The organism is Lentzea californiensis (assembly GCF_024648825.1).
GTDB lineage: Bacteria > Actinomycetota > Actinomycetes > Mycobacteriales > Pseudonocardiaceae > Lentzea > Lentzea californiensis.
Genome location: NZ_JANBBE010000020.1, coordinates 46,236 through 68,292, shown reverse-complemented (window position 1 = coordinate 68,292; position 22,057 = coordinate 46,236). Strand labels below are relative to the sequence as shown.

Sequence of the window (22,057 nt, the reverse complement as noted above, 5' to 3'; positions counted from 1 at the left end):
CGCTGCCACAAGGAGGAATCGGCATGACCAGCGACGACCGGACGCTCGACTACTTGAAGCGGTTGACCACCGAACTCCGCGACACCAGGCGTCGCCTGGACGAGGTCCAGGAGAGCGCGTCCGAGTCGCTGGCCGTCATCGGGATGGCCTGCCGGTACCCCGGCGGGATCGCCTCGCCGGAGGACCTGTGGCGGCTGGTGGCGCAGGGAGGTGACGGCGTGACGAGCTTCCCGGGCAACCGGGGCTGGGACGCCGCCGCGCTCCACCACCCCGACCCGGACCACCGCGGCACCACCTACACCACCTCGGGCGGGTTCCTGCACGACGCGGACCGGTTCGACGCGGAACTGTTCGGGATCTCGCCACGTGAGGCGCTGGCCATGGATCCGCAGCAGCGCCTGCTGCTCGAGGTCACGTGGGAAGCGCTGGAACGCGCCGGAATCGCCCCCGCCTCGCTGAGGGGGAGCGCTACCGGTGTGTTCGCCGGAGCGATGCGCACGGAGTACGTGTCCGGGTTGACGTCGGTGTCCGAGGACGTCGAGGGTTTCGTGGGCACCGGCTCGTCCAACAGCGTGCTGTCGGGCCGGGTGTCCTACACGTTCGGCCTGGAAGGGCCGGCGGTGACCATCGACACCGCGTGTTCGTCCTCTTTGGTCGCACTGCACCTGGCCGGGCACGCCCTGCGCACCGGTGAGTGTTCGCTGGCCCTGGTCGGCGGGGTCACGGTGATGTCCACGCCGGAGACGTTCGTCGAGTTCTCCCGCCAGCGCGGGCTGGCCGTCGACGGGCGGTGCAAGGCGTTCGCGGCCGCGGCCGACGGCACGGGGTGGTCCGAGGGCGCCGGTGTGCTGCTGCTGGAACGGTTGTCCGACGCCCGCCGCAACGGGCACCGCGTGCTCGCGATCGTCCGCGGTTCGGCGGTCAACCAGGACGGGGCCTCCAACGGGCTCACCGCTCCCAGCGGCCCTTCGCAGCAACGGGTGATCCGCCAGGCGCTGGCGAACGCTCGACTGTCCACATCGGACGTCGACCTCGTCGAGGCGCACGGCACGGGCACCCGGCTCGGTGATCCGATCGAGGCGCAGGCGTTGCTGGCCACCTACGGCCAGGACCGGGACGAGCCGCTGTACCTGGGTTCCATCAAGTCCAACATCGGTCATTCCCAGGCGGCCGCCGGAGTCGCCGGAATCATCAAGGTCGTCGAGGCCATGAGGCACGGAGTGCTGCCGCGCACGCTCCACGTCGACGAGCCGTCGCCCCACGTCGACTGGACGGCGGGCGCCGTGGAACTGCTCACCGGCGAGCGCCCCTGGCCCGCTGTCGACCGGCCCCGCCGCGCCGCGGTGTCGTCGTTCGGCCTGAGCGGCACCAACGCCCACGTCATCCTCGAACAGGTCGTGGAGGACGAGGAGACCGTCGAACGAACGCCTCCGGCTGTGTTGCCGTGGGTGTTGTCGGCCAAGAACGAGAACGGCCTGCGGGCCCAGGCGTCCCGCGTGCTCGACGCCGTGGGCGGAGCCGATCCGCTCGACGTCGCCTGCTCGCTCGCCACCGGCCGGTCGACGCTCGACCGGCGGGCCGCGGTGATCGGCTCGACCCGGGACGACCTCGTGGCCGGACTGACCGCGCTGGCGCAGGGTTCTCCCTCGCCCGCCGTCGTCACCGGCACCCCGCTGATCGGGCGCACGGCGTTCCTGTTCACCGGGCAGAGCAGCCAGCGCTGCGGCATGGGTCGCGAGCTCTACCAAGCCTTCCCCGTTTACACCGAGGCGTTCGACGCGGTGGTGACGGCGCTGGACGAGCACCTGGACAGGTCGCTCGCCGGCGTGGTCTTCGGCGACGACCCGGACCTGCTCGACCGGATGGGCTACCTGCAACCGGCCCTGTTCGCCGTCGAGGTCGCGCTGTTCCGGCTGCTGGAGTCCTGGGGCGTGCGTCCCGACTTCGTCGCCGGCCACTCCATCGGTGAGCTCACGGCCGCGCACGTGGCCGGTGTCTGGACACTGGCGGACGCGGCGAAGATGGTCGCCGCCCGCGGCAGGCTCATGGAGGCGCTGCCCTCCGGCGGTGCCATGGTCAGCGTTCAGGCCTCGGAGGAAGAGGTGCGCGCCGCGCTCGTCGACGGCGTCGAGATCGGTGCTGTCAACGGCCCGGACGCGGTGGTGTTGTCCGGCGACGAGAACGCGGTCCTCGCGGTGGCGGAGTCGTTCGCCGAGCGGGGCCGCAAGACCAAGCGGCTGCGCATGACGCACGCGTGTCATTCGGCGCGCATGGACGGCATGCTCGCCGAGTTCACCGTGGTCGCCCGAAGCGTCTCCTACGGTGCCGCGCGCATCCCGGTGGTGTCCAACGTGACCGGCAAGCTGGCCGGTGTCGACGAGGTCACCGTGCCGGGGTACTGGCCGCGGCACGTCCGGCAGTCCGTCCGGTTCGCGGACTCGATCACCTGGCTCCGCTCCGAGGGCGTCTCGAGGTTCGTCGAACTGGGACCCGACTCGGTGCTGACCGCCATGCTCGCCCGCGTTCTGCCCGACGAGGACGTGCTCGCCGTACCGATGTTGCGCGGCGGCCGTTCCGAGCCGGTGACGGCGACGACCGCCCTCGCCGCACTGCACGTGCGCGGCGGGCGCGTGGACTGGCGGACGTTCTACGAACGCACCGGCGCTCGTGCGGTCGAGTTGCCCACCTACGCGTTCCAGCACGACAGCTACTGGCTGAAGTCCGCGGGCAGCGCCGGAGATCCGGCCGGGCTGGGCCTGGCCGACGCCCGTCACCCGCTGCTGGGTGCGTCGGTGGCACTGGCCGACGAGTCCGGGATCGTCCTCACCGGCCGGGTCTCGCTCTCCACCCACCCGTGGCTCGCGGACCACGTCGTCGCGGGAACCACGATCCTGCCGGGAGCGGCGCTGGTCGAACTGGCGCTCCGCGCGGGCGACGAGGCCGGGTGCCCGCACCTGGAGGAGCTCACCCTGCACGAGCCGGTGTTCCTGGACGGTCCGCGCGACCTGCAGGTCGTGCTGGCCGCGCCGGACGACTCGGGCCGCCGGCCGGTGTCCCTGCACTCCCGCGCAGGCGTTGGCAGCTGGGTCCAGCACGCCTCCGGCACGCTGACCCCCTCCGTCACGGCGCCCGACTTCGACCTCGCCGAGTGGCCCCCGCGTGGCGCCACCACCGTCGACCTGGGTGACGTGTACGAAGCCTTCGCCCGCAACGGCCTGGAGTACGGGACGGTGTTCCGCGGCCTGCGGGCCGCCTGGCGCCTCGGCGACGAGGTCTACGCGGAGCTGCGGCTGCCCGAGGAAGGCGAGGCGCAGAAGGACGCGGAGAAGTTCGGCCTGCACCCGGCGCTGCTCGACGCCTGCCTGCACGCCATCGGTCTCACGGCGGACGAGGACTCCGGTCCTCGGGTGCCCTACCTGTGGCAGGACGTCGCCCTGCACGCGATCGGCGCCACCACGCTGCGGTTGCGGCTGACCCCCGGCAAGTCGGACGCGGTCACGCTCCGGGTCGCGGACGGCGTCGGCGCGCCGGTGGTCACCATCGGTGCGCTCCTGCTGCGCCAGATCAGCGCCGACCAGTTCAAGACGGCCGAACCGGGTGGACTCGACTCGTTGTTCCACCTCGACTGGGCACCGCTCTCCGTCTCCGGTGAGCACGACGTCGAGTGGGCCTTCGCCGACGACCTGGACGACGACGTCCCGCCCCCGCCGGTCGTCGTGCTCCCGGTTCGCGCGGGAGCCGCCGACGTGGCGGGCACCGCACTGGCGGAGACCAACCGGGTCCTCGCCGTGCTCCAGCGCTGGAACGCCGACGAGCGCCTGCAGGCCACCACCCTGGTGGTGCTCACCCGCGACGCGGCCGGCACGGACCAGGCCGACCCCGCGGCCGCCGCGGTCTGGGGCCTGGTGCGCTCGGCCCAGTCCGAGTACCCCGGTCGGTACGTGCTGATCGACACCGACACCGACGCCGAGCCGGCCTCCGCACAACTGGCGGCGGCCCTGTCCACCGGCGAGCCGCAGCTGCTCCTCCGCGGCGGTGAGTTCGCCGCGCCGCGCCTGGCCCCACTGCCTGCGGCGGACGAGCTCGTCGTTCCGGCCGGCCCGGCCTGGCGACTGGGCATGACCGGCCGCGGCACCGTGGACAACCTGCGCCTGGAGCCGTACCCGCAGGCACTGGAACCGCTGGCGGCCGACGACGTCCGGATCGCCGTCGCCGCGGCGGGCCTGAACTTCCGCGACGTGCTCAACGTGCTCGGCATGTTCGACGGCGAGCCAGGCCCCCTCGGCAACGAGGTGGCGGGCGTGGTGGTCGAGGTCGGGTCCGGCGTGACGGACCTGGCGGTCGGCGAGGCCGTGATGGGCGTCGCGGCCGGCGGCGTCGGCACGGTCACCGTCGCGCCCCGCGCCTACGTGACGCGGGTTCCCGACGGCTGGTCGTTCGAGACCGCGGCCTCGGTCCCGCTGGTGTTCCTGACCGCCTACTACGGGCTCAAGGAACTGGCCGGGCTCAGCGCCGGCGAGTCGGTGCTGATCCACGCGGGCGCCGGCGGCGTCGGCATGGCCGCCGTGCAGATCGCCCGGCACCTCGGCGCGGAGGTCTACGCCACCGCGAGCGCCGGCAAGCAGCACGTGCTGCGCGAGGCCGGGCTCGACGACGGCCACATCGCCGACTCCCGCACGCTCGACTTCGAGCAGCACTTCACGTCCACCAGCGGCGGGCGCGGCGTCGACGTCGTGCTGGACGCGCTGACCGGTGAGTTCGTCGACGCCTCGCTGCGGCTGCTGCCGCGCGGCGGCCGGTTCATGGAGATGGGCAAGGCCGGGCTGCGCGACCCGGACGAGGTCGCCGCGGCGCATCCCGGAGTCCTCTACCGGCCCTTCGACCTGATCGAGGCCGAACTGGAGCTGCTCACCCGGATGTGGTCCGAGGTGGTCGAGCTGTTCGACCGCGGTGTGCTCACGCCGTTGCCGACCCGCGTCTGGGACGTGCGGCGCGCTCCGGAGGCGTTCCGCTTCCTCAGCCAGGCCAAGCACATCGGCAAGCTGGTGCTGACGATCCCGGCCGGTCCCGAGCCGGACGGCACCGTGCTGATCACCGGCGGTACCGGCGACCTCGGCGGCCTGCTCGCCAGGCACCTGGTGACCGAGCACGGTGTCCGGCACCTGGTCCTGACCAGCCGTCGCGGCCCGGACGCGCCGGGTGCCACCGAACTGGTCGCCGACCTGTCCGGTCTGGGTGCCGAGGTCACCGTCGTCGCCTGCGACCTCGCCTCCCGCGGCGCCGTGGCGGACCTGCTGGGCGCCATCCCTGACCGGCACCCGCTGACCGGTGTCGTGCACGCGGCGGGCGTTCTCGACGACGGCCTGGTCGACGCGCTCACCCCGGAGCGGGTGGACCGCGTCTTCGCACCCAAGGTCCATGCCGCCACCCACCTGCACGAGCTGACCCGGCACCTGCCGCTGCGCTGGTTCGTCCTGTTCTCCTCGGCCGCCGGTGTGCTGGGCAACGCGGGGCAGGCCAACTACGCCGCGGCCAACAGCTTCCTCGACGCCCTGGCCGTCCGACGCCGCGCCGACGGCCTGGCCGCCCACTCGATCGCGTGGGGCCTGTGGGCGGGCGGCATGGGCGACCGGCTCGGCGAGGAGGGCGAGGAACGCCTGCGCCGCGCTGGTTTCCCGCCCATCACCTCCGCCGAGGGCATGGCGATGTTCGACATCGCCGTCGGCACCGCGCACCCGGTCCTGCTCGCACTGCGGGTCGACCGCGCCACGGTCCGCGCCAACGCCTCGGACGCGTCCATGTCCCCGTTGCTGCGCAGTCTGGTCGGCTCTCCCGGCCGTGTGCGGGCCAAAGCGGCAGCCGCGCAACAGGACGGCGAACTGCTCCGCAAGCTCGCCGAGCTGACCGCGGCCCAGCGGGACGAGTTCCTGCTCGACCTGGTCCGGCGAGAGGCCGCACTGGTGCTCGGCAGGGCGGGCGCGGACAGCGTCGAACCCGCCCGCGGTTTCAGCGACCTCGGGTTCGACTCGCTGACGTCGGTCGAGTTCCGCAACCGCCTGAGCGCCGCCACGGGACTGCGCCTGTCCTCCACGCTGGTCTTCGACTACCCCAGCCCGGCCGCGCTGTCCGCGTTCCTGCACACCGAACTGGCCGGTGACGCCGCACCGGCGAGCACCGCGCTGATCGAACAGATAGGCCGGCTGGAGGCGATGCTCGCCGGCACCGATCCGGACGACACCGAGGTCGACCGGCGTCTGCAGCGCCTGCTGTCCGACTGGACGGCCAAGCGCTCGGACTCCTCCGGAAGCGATCTCGACACCGCGACCCCGGACACCATCCTCGCGCTGATCGACCACGAGTTCGGCACGCGCTGACCAGCCCCGGCCGTCATAGGAGCCATCACCGATGCCCACCGAAGAGCAGTACGTCGACTACCTCAAGCGAATGGCGGCTGACCTGCGGGAGAGCCGTCGGCAGCTGCGGGAGTCCGAGGAACGCCAGACCGAGCCGATCGCGATCATCGCGATGAGCTGCCGCTATCCCGGTGAAGTCCGTTCGCCGCGGCAGCTGTGGGACCTCGTCAGCTCCGAGGGCGACGCCGTCTCGCCGTTCCCCACCAACCGCGGCTGGGACCTGGACGGGCTCTACGACCCGGACCCGGAGCGGCAGGGCACGACCTACGTCCGCGAGAGCGGCTTCCTGCACGACGCCGACGAGTTCGACGCCGAGCTGTTCGGCATCTCGCCGCGCGAGGCCGAGGCGACCGACCCGCAGCAGCGGCTGCTGCTGGAGACCGCGTGGGAGGCCGTCGAGAGCGCCGGCATCGACCCGGCCTCGCTCAAGGGCAGCGCGACCGGCGTGTTCGCCGGTGTCACGAACACCGAGTACGCCACCCGGCTCACCGAGGTGCCGGGGGAGTACGAGGGGTACCTCGCCACCGGGACCCTGGGCAGCGTGGTGTCCGGCCGGATCTCCTACGTGCTGGGCCTGCAGGGGCCGTCGGTGTCGATCGACACGGCCTGCTCGTCCTCACTGGTGGCGCTGCACCTGGCCGCCCACTCGCTGCGGACGGGGGAGTCCACCCTGGCCCTCGCGGGCGGGGTGACGGTCATGGCCAGCCCCGGCCCGTTCGTCGACTTCTCCCGCCAGCGCGGGCTGGCCGCCAACGGCCGGTGCAAGCCGTTCGCCGACGGCGCCGACGGCACGAACTGGGCCGAAGGCGCCGGCGTGCTGGTGCTGGAGCGGTTGTCCGACGCCCGGCGCAACGGCCACCCGGTGCTGGCCGTGATCCGCGGCAGCGCGGTCAACTCCGACGGCGCGTCCCACGGCCTGACCGCCCCGAACGGCCCGTCACAGCAGCGGGTGATCCGCCAGGCGCTGGCCGCCGCGAGGCTGTCACCGGCGGACGTGGACGCGGTCGAGGCGCACGGCACCGGCACGAAGCTCGGTGACCCCATCGAGGCACAGGCCCTGCTGGCCACCTACGGCCAGGACCGCACCGAGCCGCTGTGGATCGGGTCGGTCAAGTCCAACATCGGGCACACGCAGTGCGCCGCGGGCGTCGCCGGGGTCATCAAGATGGTCGAGGCGATGCGGCACGGCGTCCTCCCGGCGAGCCTGCACGTCGACCGGCCGTCCGGGCACATCGACTGGTCGGCCGGAACGATCTCGCTGCTCTCCGAACGGCGGCCGTGGCCGCAGGTGGACAGGCCTCGCCGCGCGGGGGTGTCCTCGTTCGGCATCAGCGGCACCAATGCCCACGTCATCCTGGAGCAGGCACCCGAAGAGCCGCTGCAGGCTCGTGAGGTCCAGGCACCGGCCGTGGTGCCCTACGTCCTTTCGGGCGCGTCTCCCGCCGCGGTGCGCGCCCAGGCCGCGGCGCTGCTGTCCAGTGTGGACGAAGTCCCGGACGAGCCCGTGGACATCGCGCTGTCGCTGGCCACCACCCGCGCGGCGATGGACCACCGTGCCGTCGTCGTGGGTGCCGGCCCCGAGGAACTGGCCGCCGGACTGCGCGCCGTGGCTGACGGCGACGCCGGGGCCATCGCCGGGTTCGCCACCTCCGGAAAACTGGCCGTGTTGTTCAGCGGCCAGGGTTCGCAGCGGATCGGCATGGGCCGCGAGCTGCACGGCGCCTTCCCGGTCTTCGCCACCGCGTTCGACGAGGTCTGCGAGTACCTGCCGGGCGTGCGCGAGGTGGTGTTCGGCGATGACGCCGAGTTGCTGAACCGCACCGAGTTCGCCCAGCCCGCCCTGTTCGCCTTCGAGGTGGCGCTGTTCCGCCTGGTCACCTCGTGGGGTGTGGTCCCCGACCTCCTCGCGGGGCACTCGATCGGAGAGTTCGCCGCCGCCCACGTCGCGGGTGTGTTCTCCCTTGCCGACGCGGCACGGCTGGTGCTGGCCCGAGGCCGCCTGATGCAGGCGTTGCCGGCCGGTGGAGCGATGGTCGCGGTCGAGGCGACCGAGGACGAGGTCCGCCCCCACCTCAGCGACGACGTGTGCCTGGCCGCGGTCAACGGCCCCCGCGCGGTGGTCCTGTCCGGAGCCGAGAAGGCCACTCTCGCCGTGGCGGAGCGGTTCGCCGACCGCCGCACGACGCGGCTGAAGGTCTCGCACGCCTTCCACTCCAGCCTGATGGACCCCGTGCTGGCGGAGTTCGCGGAGATCGCCCGTGACGTCACCTACGGCGAGCCCACCATCCCGGTGGTCTCCACGCTGACCGGTGAGCTCGCCGAGCGGCTGACCGACCCGGCGTACTGGGTCGAGCACGCCCGCGAGGCGGTTCGGTTCGCCGACGCCCTCGAGACCTTGCGCAAGCGCGGTGCGACCACGTTCCTGGAGCTGGGACCGGACGCTCCGCTGACCGCGATGGGCCGTTCCGCCCTGGCCGACAGCGCGGTCTTCGCCGCCGCGCAGCGCAAGGACCGCGATTCGATCGAGACGCTCGTCCGCGCGCTCGCCGCGTTGCACGTCAACGGCTTCGTCGTCGACTGGGCCGCCTACCTCGGCGGCACCGGTGCTCGCACCGTCTCCCTGCCGACGTACCCGTTCCAACGCCGGCGCTACTGGCTGGAGGACGCCGGGGACGGCACGGCCGGCACCGGTGGCGACGACGCCCGTTTCTGGTCCGTCGTGGCGAGCGGTGACGTCGAGGAGCTGGCCGCCGAGCTGGATCTGCCGGACACGCAGGTCGCACTCGGCGACGTCCTCCCGGCACTGGCGCGCTGGCGCACCTCCCGTGCGAACGAGTCCGAAGTGGACGCTCTGGGACATCACGTGCGGTGGAAGCCGTTCACGCCGGAACCGGCGGTGGCGTCCGGACGGTGGCTGCTGGTGTTCTCGTCGCGGTCCGGCGACTGGACCGATGCCGCCGCGTCGGCACTGCGAGGAGCCGAGGTCGAACGCGTGGTGCTCGACGCACCCGACCGGGCCTCCGTGGCCGTCGCATTGGACGGTGTCCAGGAGTTCGACGGTGTGCTCTCTCTGGTCGCGCTCGACGAGCACGAGAGCGACGGCCTGTCCTTCGGTGCTGAAGCGACCCTGTCGCTGGTGCAGGAACTGGCATCCCGTGAACTCAAAACTCCTTTGTGGACGTTGACCCGGCAGGCCGTGGCGACCGGCCCGCACGAGGCGCCTGCCTCCGCGGTCCAGGCGCAGCTCTGGGGATTCGGCAGGGCTGCCGCGCTGGAACACCCGCGGTTGTGGGGTGGACTGGTCGACGTTCCGGCTGAGCCGTCCGACCGTGTCAGCGCACTTCTCGGTGCCGTGGTCACGGGACCGCGCGGCGAGGACCAGGTCGCAATTCGCACGGCGGGCGCGTTCGGCCGTCGCCTGGCGCACGCCGACAACGCCGAGCCGGCGCGCTCGTGGAAGCCGCGGGGCACCGTCCTGGTGACCGGCGGCACCGGCGGCCTCGGTGGAGTGGTCGCCCGCTGGCTGGTCGAAGCGGGCGCGGACCACGTGGTGCTGGTCTCCCGGACCGGTGGGAACGCGCCTGGCGCGGAGTCCCTGCGGGAAGACCTGGGCGCCAAGGTCTCCATCGTCGCCTGCGACGTCGCCGACCGCGACGCGCTCGAGAACGTCGTCGGTGGGTTCCGCGACGACCTGCGTGCTGTGTTCCACCTCGCGGGAGTCCTCGAGATCGGGCAGATCGAGACGATCGGCCGCACGTCCTACACGGACGCGTTGCGCGCCAAGGTCTCCGGCACCCGGAACCTCGAAGAGCTCACCGACGGGCTCGACCTGGACGCCTTCGTGTTGTTCTCCTCGATCGCCGCGTCCGTCGGCAACCCCGCGCAGAGCGTGTACGGCGCCGCGAACGCCTACCTGGAAGCCGTCGCCCAGCAGCGCCGGTTCCGCGGCCTGCCCGCCACCTCCGTCGCCTGGGGTCGCTGGGGCCAGGTCGGCATGGGCGTCAGCGGACAGGCCGACCAGTTGCTCAGCGACCTCGGCGTGCCCGCCATGGCACCGGAACTGGGCGTCACCGCGTTGCGGCGCGCGCTCGGCCGCGAGGAGACCGCGCTGACCGTGGCGGCGTTCGAGTGGCCGAAGTTCGCACCACCCTTCGCCGCGCTGCGACCGAGCCCTCTGCTCGCCGACCTGCCCGAGGTCGTGGCGATCGCCGAGGCCGACGCGCGGCGTGCGGAGGAGGGCGTCGAGGTCACCACGGCGTGGCGGACGAGGCTCGCCGGCATGCCCCAGGCCGAGCGCGAGCGCGTGCTGCACCAGCTCGTGCTCACCCACACCTCCGCCGTGCTGGGCCATGAGGACGAGGTCAGCGCCCAGCAGCTGTTCACCAAGCTGGGCGTCGACTCGCTCACCGCGGTCGAGCTGCGCGGCCGGCTCAACGCCGAGACCGGGCTCGCGCTGCCGCCCACCATCGTCTTCGACCACCCGAGCCCGGCCGCCCTCGTCACACACCTGCTCTCCGAGCTCGGCCCGCAGGAGCAGCCCTCGACGACGAAGGCCGCCGTGCGCCCGAACACCGGGCAGGGCCAGGAGATCGCCGTGGTCGGCATGTCCTGCCGCTTCGCCGGCGGCAGCGACACGGTCGACGACTACTGGCAGAACCTCATGCAGGGCAAGGACCTGGTCAGCCTGGCTCCGGAGAACCGGTGGAACGCCGCCGACTACCTCGACCCCGACCGCACCGCGCCGGGCAAGGCCTACACCCAGCACGGCGCGTTCGTCACCGACATCGCGGGCTGGGACGCCGCGTTCTTCGGGCTCTCGCCGCAGGAGGCACGCCGCACCGATCCGAGCTTCCGGCTGCTCATGGAGCTCGTCTGGGAGGCGTTGGAGGACTCCTCGCTGACCGCGGAGGAGTTGCGCGGCAGCCGCACCGGCGTGTTCGCCGGGCTGATCGACACCATCCAGTACAGCATGCGCCAGCTGGAGGCCGACGGTGCCGAGGCCTCGGACGACCCGTACTTCGGCCTGGGCAGCTCGCTGTCCGCGGCGGCCGGCCGGATCGCGCACCAGCTCGACCTGCGCGGTCCCTGCTTGACCGTGGACACCGCATGCTCCTCCGCGCTCAGCGCCATGCACCTGGCCGTGCAGAGCCTGCGCCGCGGCGAGTGCGACATCGCGATCGTCGGCGCCTCCTCCACGATGATCAACCCGGAGGTGTTCGTCCAGTCCTGCAAGATGAGCATGCTCGCCGCCGACGGCCGCACCAAGACCTTCGACGAGTCCGCCGACGGCTACGTGATCGGCGAGGGCGGCGGCGTGGTCGTCCTGCGCCGCACCCAGGACGTCGCGCCGGGTCAGCGCACCCGTGCGCTGATCCGCGGCACGGCGACCAACCAGGACGGCCGCAGCAACGGTCTCACCGCGCCCAACCGGGCCGCGCAGATCGCGGTCATCCGTGCCGCTCACGCCGACGCGGGCGTGCGGACAGACGACATCGGCTACGTCGAGGCGCACGGCTCCGGCACGCAGCTCGGCGACGCCATCGAGTTCACCGCCCTGCAGGAGGTCTTCGGCGAGCGCTCCGCGCCGGAACCGCTGTACGTGGGCGCGGTCAAGTCCAACGTCGGCCACACCCTGGCCGCCGCCGGGATGGCCGGTCTGGTCAAGACCGTGCTGGCGCTGGAACACGGCGAGATCCCGGCCAACCTGCACATGACCACTCCCAACTCGGTCGTCACCCTGGACGGCCCCGTCCGGCCCGTGCAGACCGCGAGGTCCTTCCCCGCGGACGCCGGCGGCGTGCTGCGAGCGGGCGTCAGCTCGTTCGGCTGGTCGGGCTCGAACGTCCACTTCGTACTGGAGCGGGCGCCGCAGGGCCCGGTGCCGCGATCGGGACCGCCGTGGCAGCTGCTCACGGTGTCCGGGCACAACGAGTCCAGCCTGCGCGCGAACGCCGTGGCGCTGGCCGATCACCTGGAAGCTCACCCGGAGCTGGAACTGGCCGACGTCGCGCACACCACGCAGTCCGGACGCAGCGCGCTGCCGGTGCGAGCCGCGCTGCCGGTGCGCGACACCGCGGACGCCATCGCGTCCCTGCGGGCGGGCGTGACCGGTTCGGTGGTCGAGGACAAGCGCCGCTTCGGACTGTTCCTCCCTGCGGCCCTTGGTTCCTGGCGTGGCGCCACGGAGGAGCTGTACCGCACCGAACCGGCGTTCAGCGCCGCGATCGACGAGTGCGCCGGCCTGCTGGGCGGGCGGGTGGACCTGCTGGGCGCGCTGTACGGCGAGGCCGATGCCGACGAGCGGGCCGCTGTGTTCGCGGTCGAGTACGGCCTGGTCCGGTTGCTCGGCTCGTGGAATCTGGTTCCCGCCGTTGTGCTGGGTGCCGGGGTGGGGGAGCGTGTCGCCGCGGTCGTCGGCGGGATGCTGTCGCTGGCCGACGGTCTGGCGCTGGCTCTGGAGGGAACGGTTCCCGGTACGGCCGCGGAGCCCACGATCACCGTCGTGTCACCGCGCACCGGCGCCGCGCTGACCACGGCCGAGGTGACGGACACCGCCTACTGGGCCGGCGAGTCCGATCGGATCGCGGACGGCATGGAGGTTCTGGGCCGGCACGCCGAAGTGCTCGTCGAGGTCGGTCCGGCCGCAGCCGCGAGCGGATCGCTCACGCGGACGGTCAGCCTGCCGCTGGAGCAGGGGCGCCGGTCGTGGCTCGCCGCGCTCGGTGCGCTGTGGGAACACGGCGTGCCCGTCGACTGGGCGAGTGGTGCAGGTGCGGAACGCGTGTTCGTCCCGCTGCCCGCGTACCGCTTCCAGCGCACCCGCTACTGGCCGGAGTTCCCGGCGAAAGGCACCACCGCTTCGGCGGCGCCCGCGCTCACGGCCAACGCCGGGATGCCGTCGTACGACGGCTTGAAGGCCCACGTGCCCACCTGGCGGCGCGACAACAGCCGCCCACTGCCCGCCACCGCGGGACCGCTGGTGCTCCTCGCCGAACCGGGCGCGTTCGCCGACAGGTTCGCCGCGCTGGCAAGGGAAGCCGGGCACGACGTGGTCCACGCGCACACCCGGCCGCAGGACCAGGAGGACTATCGCGCTCTGCTGGCGGGCACCGCCGGGGAGCCGGTGCGGATCGTGCACGCCTACGGTCTCACCGACACCGGCCAGGAGAGCGGCTTCTACAGCCTGATGCGGCTCGGCAAGGCCATCGGCACGGAATGTGCCGGCAGGAGGGTCGAGCTGGTCAGCCTCGCCGCGAACGGGTTCGAGGTCCTCGACGGCGACGCGAAGGACCCGCACGCCGCGACCATCGCGGGCATCACGAGCGCCATCGCCGCGGAGTACCCCCTGGTCCGGTCGCAGTACGCCGACTTCGGAACGGACGGCGACCACGCCCGCCAGGCGCTGCGCGAACTCGACGGCCTGGCAGCGTCCACTTCGGACACCGTGGACGGTGTCGGTGTGGTCGCGTGGCGGCACGGCCGTCGCTGGGTGCGCGACTTCGAGGTGGTCGGGCTACCGGAGGTCGCCGACAGCGATGCCTGGCGTCCCGGTGGCGTCTACCTCATCACCGGCGGTCTGGGCGAGCTCGGCCTGGCACTGGCGCGGCGGCTGGCCCCGCTCGGCACCAGGCTCGCGCTGGCCGGCCGGAAGGGTCTGCCGCCGGAGGAGACCTGGGACTCCTGGATCGCGGAGAAGGGCGTCAACGACAAGATCAGCGGCGTGCTCATGGCCGTCGCGGAACTGCGTGCCCTGGGCGCCGAGGTGTTCGTCGCCCAGGCCGACGTCAGCGATCCCGCACAGGTCGTCTCGCTGGTGCGGGAGGTCCGGGCGCACTTCGGTGAGCTGCACGGCGTCGTGCACGCGGCCGGCGTCGCGGGTGGCGGCCTGCTGCAGACTAAGACCGAGGAGCAGGCGGCCGCGGTGCTCGCCCCGAAGGTGGCGGGCACGCTCGCCCTGGCCGACGCGCTGCGAGACGACCCGGTGGAACTGCTGGTGCTCTACTCGTCGGTCGCCAGCCTGACCGTTGGCGTCGGCGCGACCGACTACGCGGCGGCGAACGCGTTCCTCGACTCCTTCGCGGTCGTGGAGGCCAACACGGGCGGGGTCGCCAAGCGCGTCGTCTCGGTGGCGTGGGGACCGTGGCAGCTCGACCCCTGGACGTCGGCGGGCCTCGCCGGCTCGGCCGAGATGCAGGAGGGCTCCAAGCGGTTCCGCGAGGAGTTCGGCATCCCGACCGAGGAGGGGACGGAACTGCTGTCCCGCATCGTGGCCTCCGGAGAGACGCAGGTGGCCGTGCTGTCGCTGGAGCTCTCCGACGCCCTGGCCGCCCTGGCCCAGCTCGACTCCTTCGACGCCCTGGTGGGCGGCGCGGCGGTCGACCTGACCGACGGCAAGCGCTATCCACGTCCGGAGCTGCGCACTCCCTACGTTGCCCCGAGCACACCGGCCCAGCAGCAGGTGGCCGAGATCTGGCAGGCCTGCCTGGGGCTGGAGCAGGTGGGCGTCGACGACCGGTTCTTCGACCTCGGCGGCACCTCGCTGATCGGCCTGGTGGTGATCGGCCGCATCGGCAAGGAGCTCGGCGTCGAGCTGGCGCCGGCGATGTTGTTCGAGAAGCCGACCATCGCCGAGTTCGCGACCCTGCTCGCACGGCCGGAGGCGGCGGCGGGGCCGGACCTCGCCGACGTGGCCGAGGACGCCTCCGCCCGCGGTGAACGCCGCCGGGCGCGCGCCGGAAACCTGCGCCGGCGCCAGACCGGAACCCGAAGGTGAGGAACAGATGACCACGCAGGAACGCGACAACAGCCACGACATCGCGATCGTGGGCATGGCCGGGAACTTCCCCGGCGCTCCTGACATCGGCAGGTTCTGGGCCGACCTGTGCGCGGGGCGGGACGGGATCACGAGGATGAGCCCGGTCGAGCTGCTGGCGGCCGGCGTGCCGCCGCGGCTGGTGGACGATCCCGCCTTCGTCGCCGCGTCGGGCGTGCTGTCCGATGTGGACCGCTTCGACGCGGACTTCTTCGGCTTCAGCAGGTCCGACGCCGAGCTGGCCGACCCGCAGCACCGCCTGTTCCTCGAGTGCTCGTGGCACGCGCTCGAGGACGCGGGTGTCGACCCTGGCCGCTTCGACGGCCTGGTCGGGGTGTTCGCGGGCGGTGCGCCGAGCACCTACCTGCTGTCCAACCTGCTGCAGAACGACGACGCCGTGCTCACCTACGGGCCCGACCACCTCGTCCTGCAGAACGAGAAGGACCTGCTCGCGTCGCGGGTGTCCTACGCGCTCGACCTCACCGGGCCCTCGGTGAGCGTCCAGAGCTGCAGCTCGACCGCGCTCGCCGCGGTCACCGCGGGCTGTGGCAGCCTGCTGTCCGGCGAGTCGGACCTGGTCGTCGCGGGAGCGGTCTCGGTGATCGTCCCGCAGCACCCCGGTTACCTCTACCGCCAGGGCGGCGAGTTCTCCCCGGACGGCGTCAGCCGCGTTCTCGACGCCGGTGCCAACGGCAAGATCCCCGGCGACGGCGTCGGCGTGGTCGTGTTGCGCAGGCTCGAGGACGCGCAGGCCGACGGGGACCGGATCTACGCGGTCATCCGCGGCTGGGCCGCGCTGCACGAGGGCAGGAAAGGCCGCCAGGGGTTCGGCGTGCCCGGCGTGCCGGGACAGACCGCCGTGATGGCCGAGGCGATGGCCGTCGCGGGAGTCGGCCCCGCCGAGATCGACCACGTCGAGGTGACCGCGATGGGCACGCCCTTCGGTGACGCCGTGGAGATCATGGCGTTGCAAGAGGTCTTCGGCGTGGACGGCGTCGAGCGGGTCACCCTCGGCTCGACCGACGGCAACCTCGGCCACATCAACCAGGCCGGCGGGATCGCCCGCCTGATCAAGGCGGCTCTCGCGCTGCACCACGAGAAGGTGCCGCCCGCCGTGAACTTCTCCGCACCCAACCCGCGGCTGGCCGCTTCCGGTGACCGGCTCGCGGTGGTGACGGAGCTGACCGAGTGGCCGCGGGGCGAACGCCCACGGCTGGCCGGCGTCAACGCGCACGGTTACGGCGGCGCGGACGTCCACGTCGTCATCGAGGAAGCCCCGGCCGAGGACGACGTGCGACCGCCGGCGCGTCCGCACCAGCTGCTGGTCTGGTCGGCCCGCACGGCCGAAGCGGCCGACGCCGCGACGGCGAAGCTGGCCGCGGACGCCGCGCGGTGGGCGAACCTGGCGGATGCCGCCTACACGCTGCAGGTCGGGCGTGGGGCGTTCGAGCACCGGCGGATGGCCGTGGTCTCGTCGAGCACCGATGCCGTGCAGGCGCTGACCTCGCAGGCCCGTGTGCTCGCCGAAACGGGTGTGAGCGCGCGGCGTGCGGGGTTCCTGCTGGCCGGCGTAGGGGAGCAGTACGACGGCATGGCCGGTGGGCTGTACGCCTCCGAACCGGTGTTCCGCGCGGCGGTCGACGAGTGCGCCGAGCTGTTCCGCGAGCACCTCGGCTTCGACCCGGTCGCCCGCCTGGTCGGTGCGAGGAAAGCGGGTGGCGGAGGTCTGGCCGCCCTGCTCGGCCGCTCACCGGACGTCGAACCTGGCGGGCCCGCGGACACGGTCGTCGTCCAGCCCGGCGTCTTCGCGGTCGACTACGCGCTGGGCAGGCTGATGACGGCCTGGGGCGTGCAGCCCTCGATTCTCGCGGGATACAGCGTCGGAGAGTTCGCCGCCGCGGCTCTCGCGGGCAGCCTGACCCTCCAGGAGGCGACCGCCCTGGTCGCCACGAGGGCCAAGCTGATCTCGGGGCTGCCGGCCGGAGCGATGGCCGCCGTGCCGCTCTCGGAGAGCGAGCTGACCGGCCTGGTGGGCGACCTCGCGGTCTTCTCCCTCGACGTCGCCGCGGTCAACGGTCCGCGCATGATCGTCGTCTCGGGTACCGCCGAGGGCGTCGTCCAGCTCACCGAGAAGCTCGCCGCCGAGGGGGTGCCCGCCAGGCCGCTGCGGACCACCCACGCGTTCCACTCCCGCTCCCTGCGGCCGGCGGCGGCGGAACTCACCGCCTGGGCCAGGCTGAACCTCAGCCCTCGCGCCCCCGAAACGCCGTACCTGTCCAACGTCACCGGGCTGCCGATCACCGAGAGGCAGCTGAAGGACCCCGGCTACTGGGCCGAGCACATGTGCCGCCCGGTGCAGTTCGCCACCATGATCGCCCACCTGGCAGCGGAACGGCCGGACACCGCGTTCGTCGAGCTCGGTGCGGGACAGTCGATGGGGTCGATGTTCCGGGGACACCCGGACTTCCCCCAGAAGTCCTGGGCGCACCTCGTGCCCACCCTTCCCGGTGAAGCAGATCCCAGGCAGGACACCGAGTCCACGGCCGACGCGCTCGGCAGGCTCTGGCTGTCCGGTGTGGACGTCGATTGGCAGTCCTACCAAGACGGTCGCGGGGCCAGGAAGACGACCCTGCCCGGATACGCCTTCCAGCGCGACCGCCACTGGCTCGAGCCCACTGCGGCCGACCCGTTTTCTTCCCCCATGAGCAGTGCAGTCGAGGAGCAGCGATGACGAACGTTGGAGTTGTCGGAGCCGGAGTGATGGGCATCGGCGTCGCACAGGACCTGGCCCAGAAAGGGCACAGCGTGGTCCTGGTCGACAACAACCCGGAGGCGCTGGACGAGGCGCTCGCCAAGATCGAGCTGGACTGCCGGCTGAGCCGGATGCTCGGCGGCCCGGCGGTGGACTCCGAGGCGGTGCTGGCGTCGATCACCGCCGGCACCTCGCTCGAACTGCTCGCCGAGACCGAGGTGGTGATCGAGAACATCACCGAGGACTGGGAGCTCAAGAGCGCGCTGTACGCGCAGCTCGACGTCGTCTGCAAGGCGGACACCGTGTTCGTGGCGAACACGTCGGCGATCCCGATCACCAAGCTCGCCGCCCTGACCTCGCGCCCGGACAAGGTGATGGGCGTGCACTTCATGAACCCGGTGCCGATGAAGGCCGCGTGCGAGTTCATCCCCGGGTACCACACGAGTGAGCAGACCAAGGACACCGTGCGCGCGCTGCTGGACTCGATGGGCAAGAAGTCCATCCCGGTCAACGACTCGCCGGGGTTCGTGTCCAACCGCGTGCTCATGCTGACGGTCAACGAAGCGGCCTTCCTGGTCCACGAGGGCGTCGCCGACGCGAAGACCGTCGACGAGGTGTTCCGCAGCTGCTTCGGTCACCCGATGGGACCGCTGGAAACGGCCGACCTCATCGGGGTCGACACCATCCTGTACAGCGTCGAGGTGCTCTACGAGCAGTTCAACGACAGCAAGTACCGCCCCTGCCCGCTGCTCAAGAAGATGACCGACGCCGGTCTGCACGGGCGCAAGAGCGGCGAGGGTTTCTACGTCTACCAGAGCATGGGCTGATCTCGCCCCCCCGGTTCCAGCGTTCCAGTCGAGAAAGGTCCAGTCATGTCGAACGACGCCCGCACTCAGATCCGCACCTTCATCACGACCAAGTTCCCGGACGTGACGTTCTCCGACGAGGAGGACATCTTCGCGCTCGGTTTCGTGAACTCCCTGTTCGCGATGGAGCTGGTCATGTTCATCGAGAAGGCGTTCGGTACCCGCATCCCGAACGAGGAGCTCCACCTGGGCAACTTCCGGTCCGTCGCGCTGATGGCCGACCTGGTGGCGCGGCAGACGTCCGCCGCCGTGGGCTGAGCGGAGCGGTGATGAAAGCGGAGACGCGGAGCGCACCGGCCGGCCTCGCCGAGGTCCGGCGGTTCGTCGATCTGGAGATCGCGCCGCACGCCAACACCTTCGAGAGGGCGGAGCGGATCCCGCGGGAAGTCCTGTCGCGCGTGGCCGAGCTGGGTCTGTGGGCACCGTTCCTGCCCTCGGAGTTCGGCGGCGAGGCCATGGACATGGTCACGCTCGGGCGCGTGCACGAGGAGGTCGGCCGGGGCTGTTCCTCCCTGCGCAGCCTCCTGACCGTGCACACGATGATCAGCGCGTCGGTGCACCGCTGGGGAGACCAGGCCCAGCAGGAGAAGTGGCTGCAGGCGCTCGCCCGTGGTGAGAAGCTCGGCGCGTTCTGCCTGACCGAACCCGACCGCAGTGGCAGCGACGCCACCGCGGAGGGCACCACGGCGGTGCGGGACCAGGACGGCTGGATCCTCAACGGCACGAAGAAGTGGATCACCGGCGGGCAGGTCGCGGACCTCTTCATGGTGTTCGCGTCGACCGGCGGTGGCATGTCCACCTTCCTGGTCGAGGCGGATCAGCCGGGCGTCCGGGTCGTTCCGCTGCCGCACGTGTCGGGCACCACGGCGAGCATGCTCGCCCAGATCGAGTTCACCGGCGTGCGCCTGGAGCCGTCCGCACTGCTCGGCCCGCAGGGCTGGGCCGCGGGAACGGTCATGACCAACGCCCTGGGCCTGGGCCGCTACAGCGTGGCGTGCGGTGCAGTCGGCATCATCCAGGCCGCGATCGAGGCGTGCGCCGCGTACACGACGGCCCGGTCCGCCGGCGGCGTTCCGCTGAGGGACCTGCCGCACGTGCGGCAGATGATGAGCGGCATGGTGACGGCCCGCGACGCGGGACGGCTGTTGTGCGAGAGGGCGGGCGCGCTCAACGACGCGGGCGACCCGGCGACGATCATGGCCACGTGGGTGGCCAAGTACCACGCCTCCAAGTCGGCCGTGCAGGCCGCGGGCGACGCCGTCCAGATCCACGGCGCCAACGGGTTCAGCCCCGACTACCCGGTCGCGCGGTTGTACCGCGACAGCAAGGTCACCGAGGTCATCGAAGGCAGCACCCAGGTGCAGGAGCTGACGATCGCGGCCGAGGCATATCGAGAGGTGGCGCAGTGACGCAGACGGACATCGCCGCTCCGGCCAAGCCGAAGCGCGGCCGCATCAAATGTGTGGTGTGGGACCTGGACAACACCCTGTGGGACGGCACCCTGCTCGAGGACGGCGCGGTGCGCGTGCGTCCCGAGGTCGTGGAGGAGATCAAACGCCTCGACGCCCTGGGCGTCCTGCATTCGGTGGCCAGCCGCAACGACCACGACGCCGCCATGGCGCGGTTGAAGGCGGAAGGCCTCGACGAGTACTTCCTGTACCCGCAGATCAACTGGAACCCCAAGTCCCAGTCGGTCGAGCGGATCGCCAAGGAGCTCAACATCGGGCTGGACGCCGTCGCGTTCGTCGACGACCAGCCGTTCGAGCTGGAAGAGGTCTCGCACGCGCTGCCGGCGGTGAAGACGGTCGACACCGCGCGGATCGCTCTGGAGCTGGCCTCGGAGGAGTTCCAGCCGAGGTTCGTCACCGACGAGTCCCGTGTGCGCCGCGACCTCTACCGCGCTGCCGTGGTGCGTGACCAGGCCGAGCTCGACTACGAGGGCACCAACGAGGCGTTCCTGTCCACATTGGACATGGTCTTCACGATCAGCCGGGCCAGGCAGGAGGACCTGCAGCGCGCGGAGGAGCTGACCGTCCGCACCAACCAGCTGAACTCGACCGGCCGGACGTACTCCTACGACGAGCTCGACGCGTTGCGCACCTCGCCCGACCACCTGCTGCTGGTCGCGTCGCTGACCGACAAGTACGGCAGCTACGGCAAGATCGGTCTCGCACTCGTGGAGCGCGGGCAGCCCGCGTGGCACCTCCGGATGATGCTGATGTCGTGCCGCGTGATGGCCCGCGGTGTCGGCACGGTGCTGCTCAACCACGTGATGCGGCTGGCGAAGGCGGACGGCGCCAGGTTGCGGGCGGACTTCGTCGAGACCGGGCGGAACCGGGTGATGTACGTGACCTACGCGTTCGCGGGCTTCAGCGAGATCGCCCGTGACGACAACCGCCTGGTGCTGGAGTCCGGCCTCGACCAGATCCAGCCGCCTCCCGCGTACCTGGAGGTGAACGTCGAATGACCACGGCGAGCATCACCCGGCATTGGCTGCCCTACGGCAGCACCGGCACCGGGACCCGGTTGTTCTGCTTCCCGCACGCGGGTGCCAGTGCGGCGGTGTACGCCGGCTGGCGTGCCGCCGGGCAGGGCGACCTGGCGATCTGCCCGGTGCAGCTCCCCGGTCGCGCGGCCCGCGGGCGGGAAACCCCGCACCGGGACGCCGAAGCACTGGCCGACGACGTGCTCAGCGGGCTGGGCAGCGAGTTCACCGGCGACTACGCCCTGTTCGGGCACAGCGTCGGAGCCCTCGTCGCCTACCTGGTCGCCCGGCGGATCGTCGGGCAGGGCGGTCCGCCACCCCGGCACCTGTTCGTGTCGGGCCGGCCGGCGCCGCAACTGCCCAACACCCGCAGGGAACTGCGCGCGCTGCCCACCGACGACCTCGTCAAGGAACTGCGGGCGCTCGGCGGCCTCCCGGACGTCCTGCTGAAGGAGCGCTCGCTGCTGGAGCTGTTCCTGCCGCTGCTGCGCGCGGACCTGACGGTGAACGAGACCTACCAGCACGCCCCCGGACCGCCGTTGCCGATCCCGCTGACGGTGCTCGGCGGGATCGAAGACCCCCGCGCCGAGCACGCCGAACTGGCCGCGTGGCAGGAGCTGTCCACGGACTCGGCGCTGTTCACCTACCCCGGTGGCCATTTCTACCTCGACGATCGAGTGCCGGAGGTCCTGGAAGTCGTCCGCAGGAGGATGGCCGCCTGAGCGGCCG

At 72.0% G+C, this 22,057-nt stretch carries 8 protein-coding genes; all 8 read left to right on the top strand.

All coding sequences use genetic code 11. From position 1 onward, the window contains the following. Nucleotides 1–53: 53 nt before the first annotated feature. The 8 genes from LX88_RS41385 to LX88_RS41350 are packed head-to-tail and all read left to right on the top strand — an operon-like array spanning nucleotide 54 to nucleotide 22,050. Entirely contained in the window at nucleotides 54–6,374 is a 6,321-nt protein-coding gene (locus LX88_RS41385) for a type I polyketide synthase (RefSeq protein ID WP_443674885.1), read from the top strand. A 31-nt stretch (nucleotides 6,375–6,405) separates the two neighbouring features. Then, on the top strand, nucleotides 6,406–15,186 hold the full coding sequence (locus LX88_RS41380; RefSeq protein WP_258953210.1) for a type I polyketide synthase: 8,781 nt from the start codon (nucleotides 6,406–6,408) through the stop codon (nucleotides 15,184–15,186). Nucleotides 15,187–15,193: 7 nt separating this feature from the next. Beyond that, nucleotides 15,194–17,956: a type I polyketide synthase gene (locus LX88_RS41375; RefSeq protein WP_258953209.1), complete on the top strand. Its 2,763-nt coding sequence runs from the start codon at nucleotides 15,194–15,196 to the stop codon at nucleotides 17,954–17,956. After that, nucleotides 17,953–18,804, top strand: a complete 852-nt coding sequence (locus tag LX88_RS41370; protein ID WP_258953208.1) for a 3-hydroxyacyl-CoA dehydrogenase family protein — start codon at nucleotides 17,953–17,955, stop codon at nucleotides 18,802–18,804. Before LX88_RS41375 ends, LX88_RS41370 begins: the two co-directional genes overlap by 4 nt. A gap of 45 nt (nucleotides 18,805–18,849) precedes the next feature. Beyond that, the gene (locus tag LX88_RS41365; protein WP_090062986.1) at nucleotides 18,850–19,101 is read left to right on the top strand and encodes an acyl carrier protein; all 252 of its coding nucleotides are present in this window, start codon (nucleotides 18,850–18,852) and stop codon (nucleotides 19,099–19,101) included. Nucleotides 19,102–19,112: 11 nt separating this feature from the next. Continuing rightward, complete coding sequence (locus LX88_RS41360; protein ID WP_258953207.1) at nucleotides 19,113–20,252, top strand: acyl-CoA dehydrogenase family protein; 1,140 nt, start codon at nucleotides 19,113–19,115, stop codon at nucleotides 20,250–20,252. After that, complete coding sequence (locus LX88_RS41355) at nucleotides 20,249–21,310, top strand: HAD-IIIC family phosphatase (protein ID WP_258953206.1); 1,062 nt, start codon at nucleotides 20,249–20,251, stop codon at nucleotides 21,308–21,310. Before LX88_RS41360 ends, LX88_RS41355 begins: the two co-directional genes overlap by 4 nt. After that, nucleotides 21,307–22,050 (top strand): thioesterase II family protein, encoded by a 744-nt coding sequence (locus LX88_RS41350; RefSeq protein WP_258953205.1) that lies wholly within the window; start codon nucleotides 21,307–21,309, stop codon nucleotides 22,048–22,050. The genes LX88_RS41355 and LX88_RS41350 overlap by 4 nt, the downstream gene beginning before the upstream one ends. Nucleotides 22,051–22,057: the final 7 nt, after the last annotated feature.

Coding starts and splice junctions, on each gene's coding strand:
- LX88_RS41380 (WP_258953210.1), top strand. CDS start 6,406: ATGCCCACCGAAGAGCAGTACGTCGACTACCTCAAGCGAATGGCGGCT.
- LX88_RS41370 (WP_258953208.1), top strand. CDS start 17,953: ATGACGAACGTTGGAGTTGTCGGAGCCGGAGTGATGGGCATCGGCGTC.
- LX88_RS41375 (WP_258953209.1), top strand. CDS start 15,194: ATGACCACGCAGGAACGCGACAACAGCCACGACATCGCGATCGTGGGC.
- LX88_RS41365 (WP_090062986.1), top strand. CDS start 18,850: ATGTCGAACGACGCCCGCACTCAGATCCGCACCTTCATCACGACCAAG.
- LX88_RS41350 (WP_258953205.1), top strand. CDS start 21,307: ATGACCACGGCGAGCATCACCCGGCATTGGCTGCCCTACGGCAGCACC.
- LX88_RS41360 (WP_258953207.1), top strand. CDS start 19,113: ATGAAAGCGGAGACGCGGAGCGCACCGGCCGGCCTCGCCGAGGTCCGG.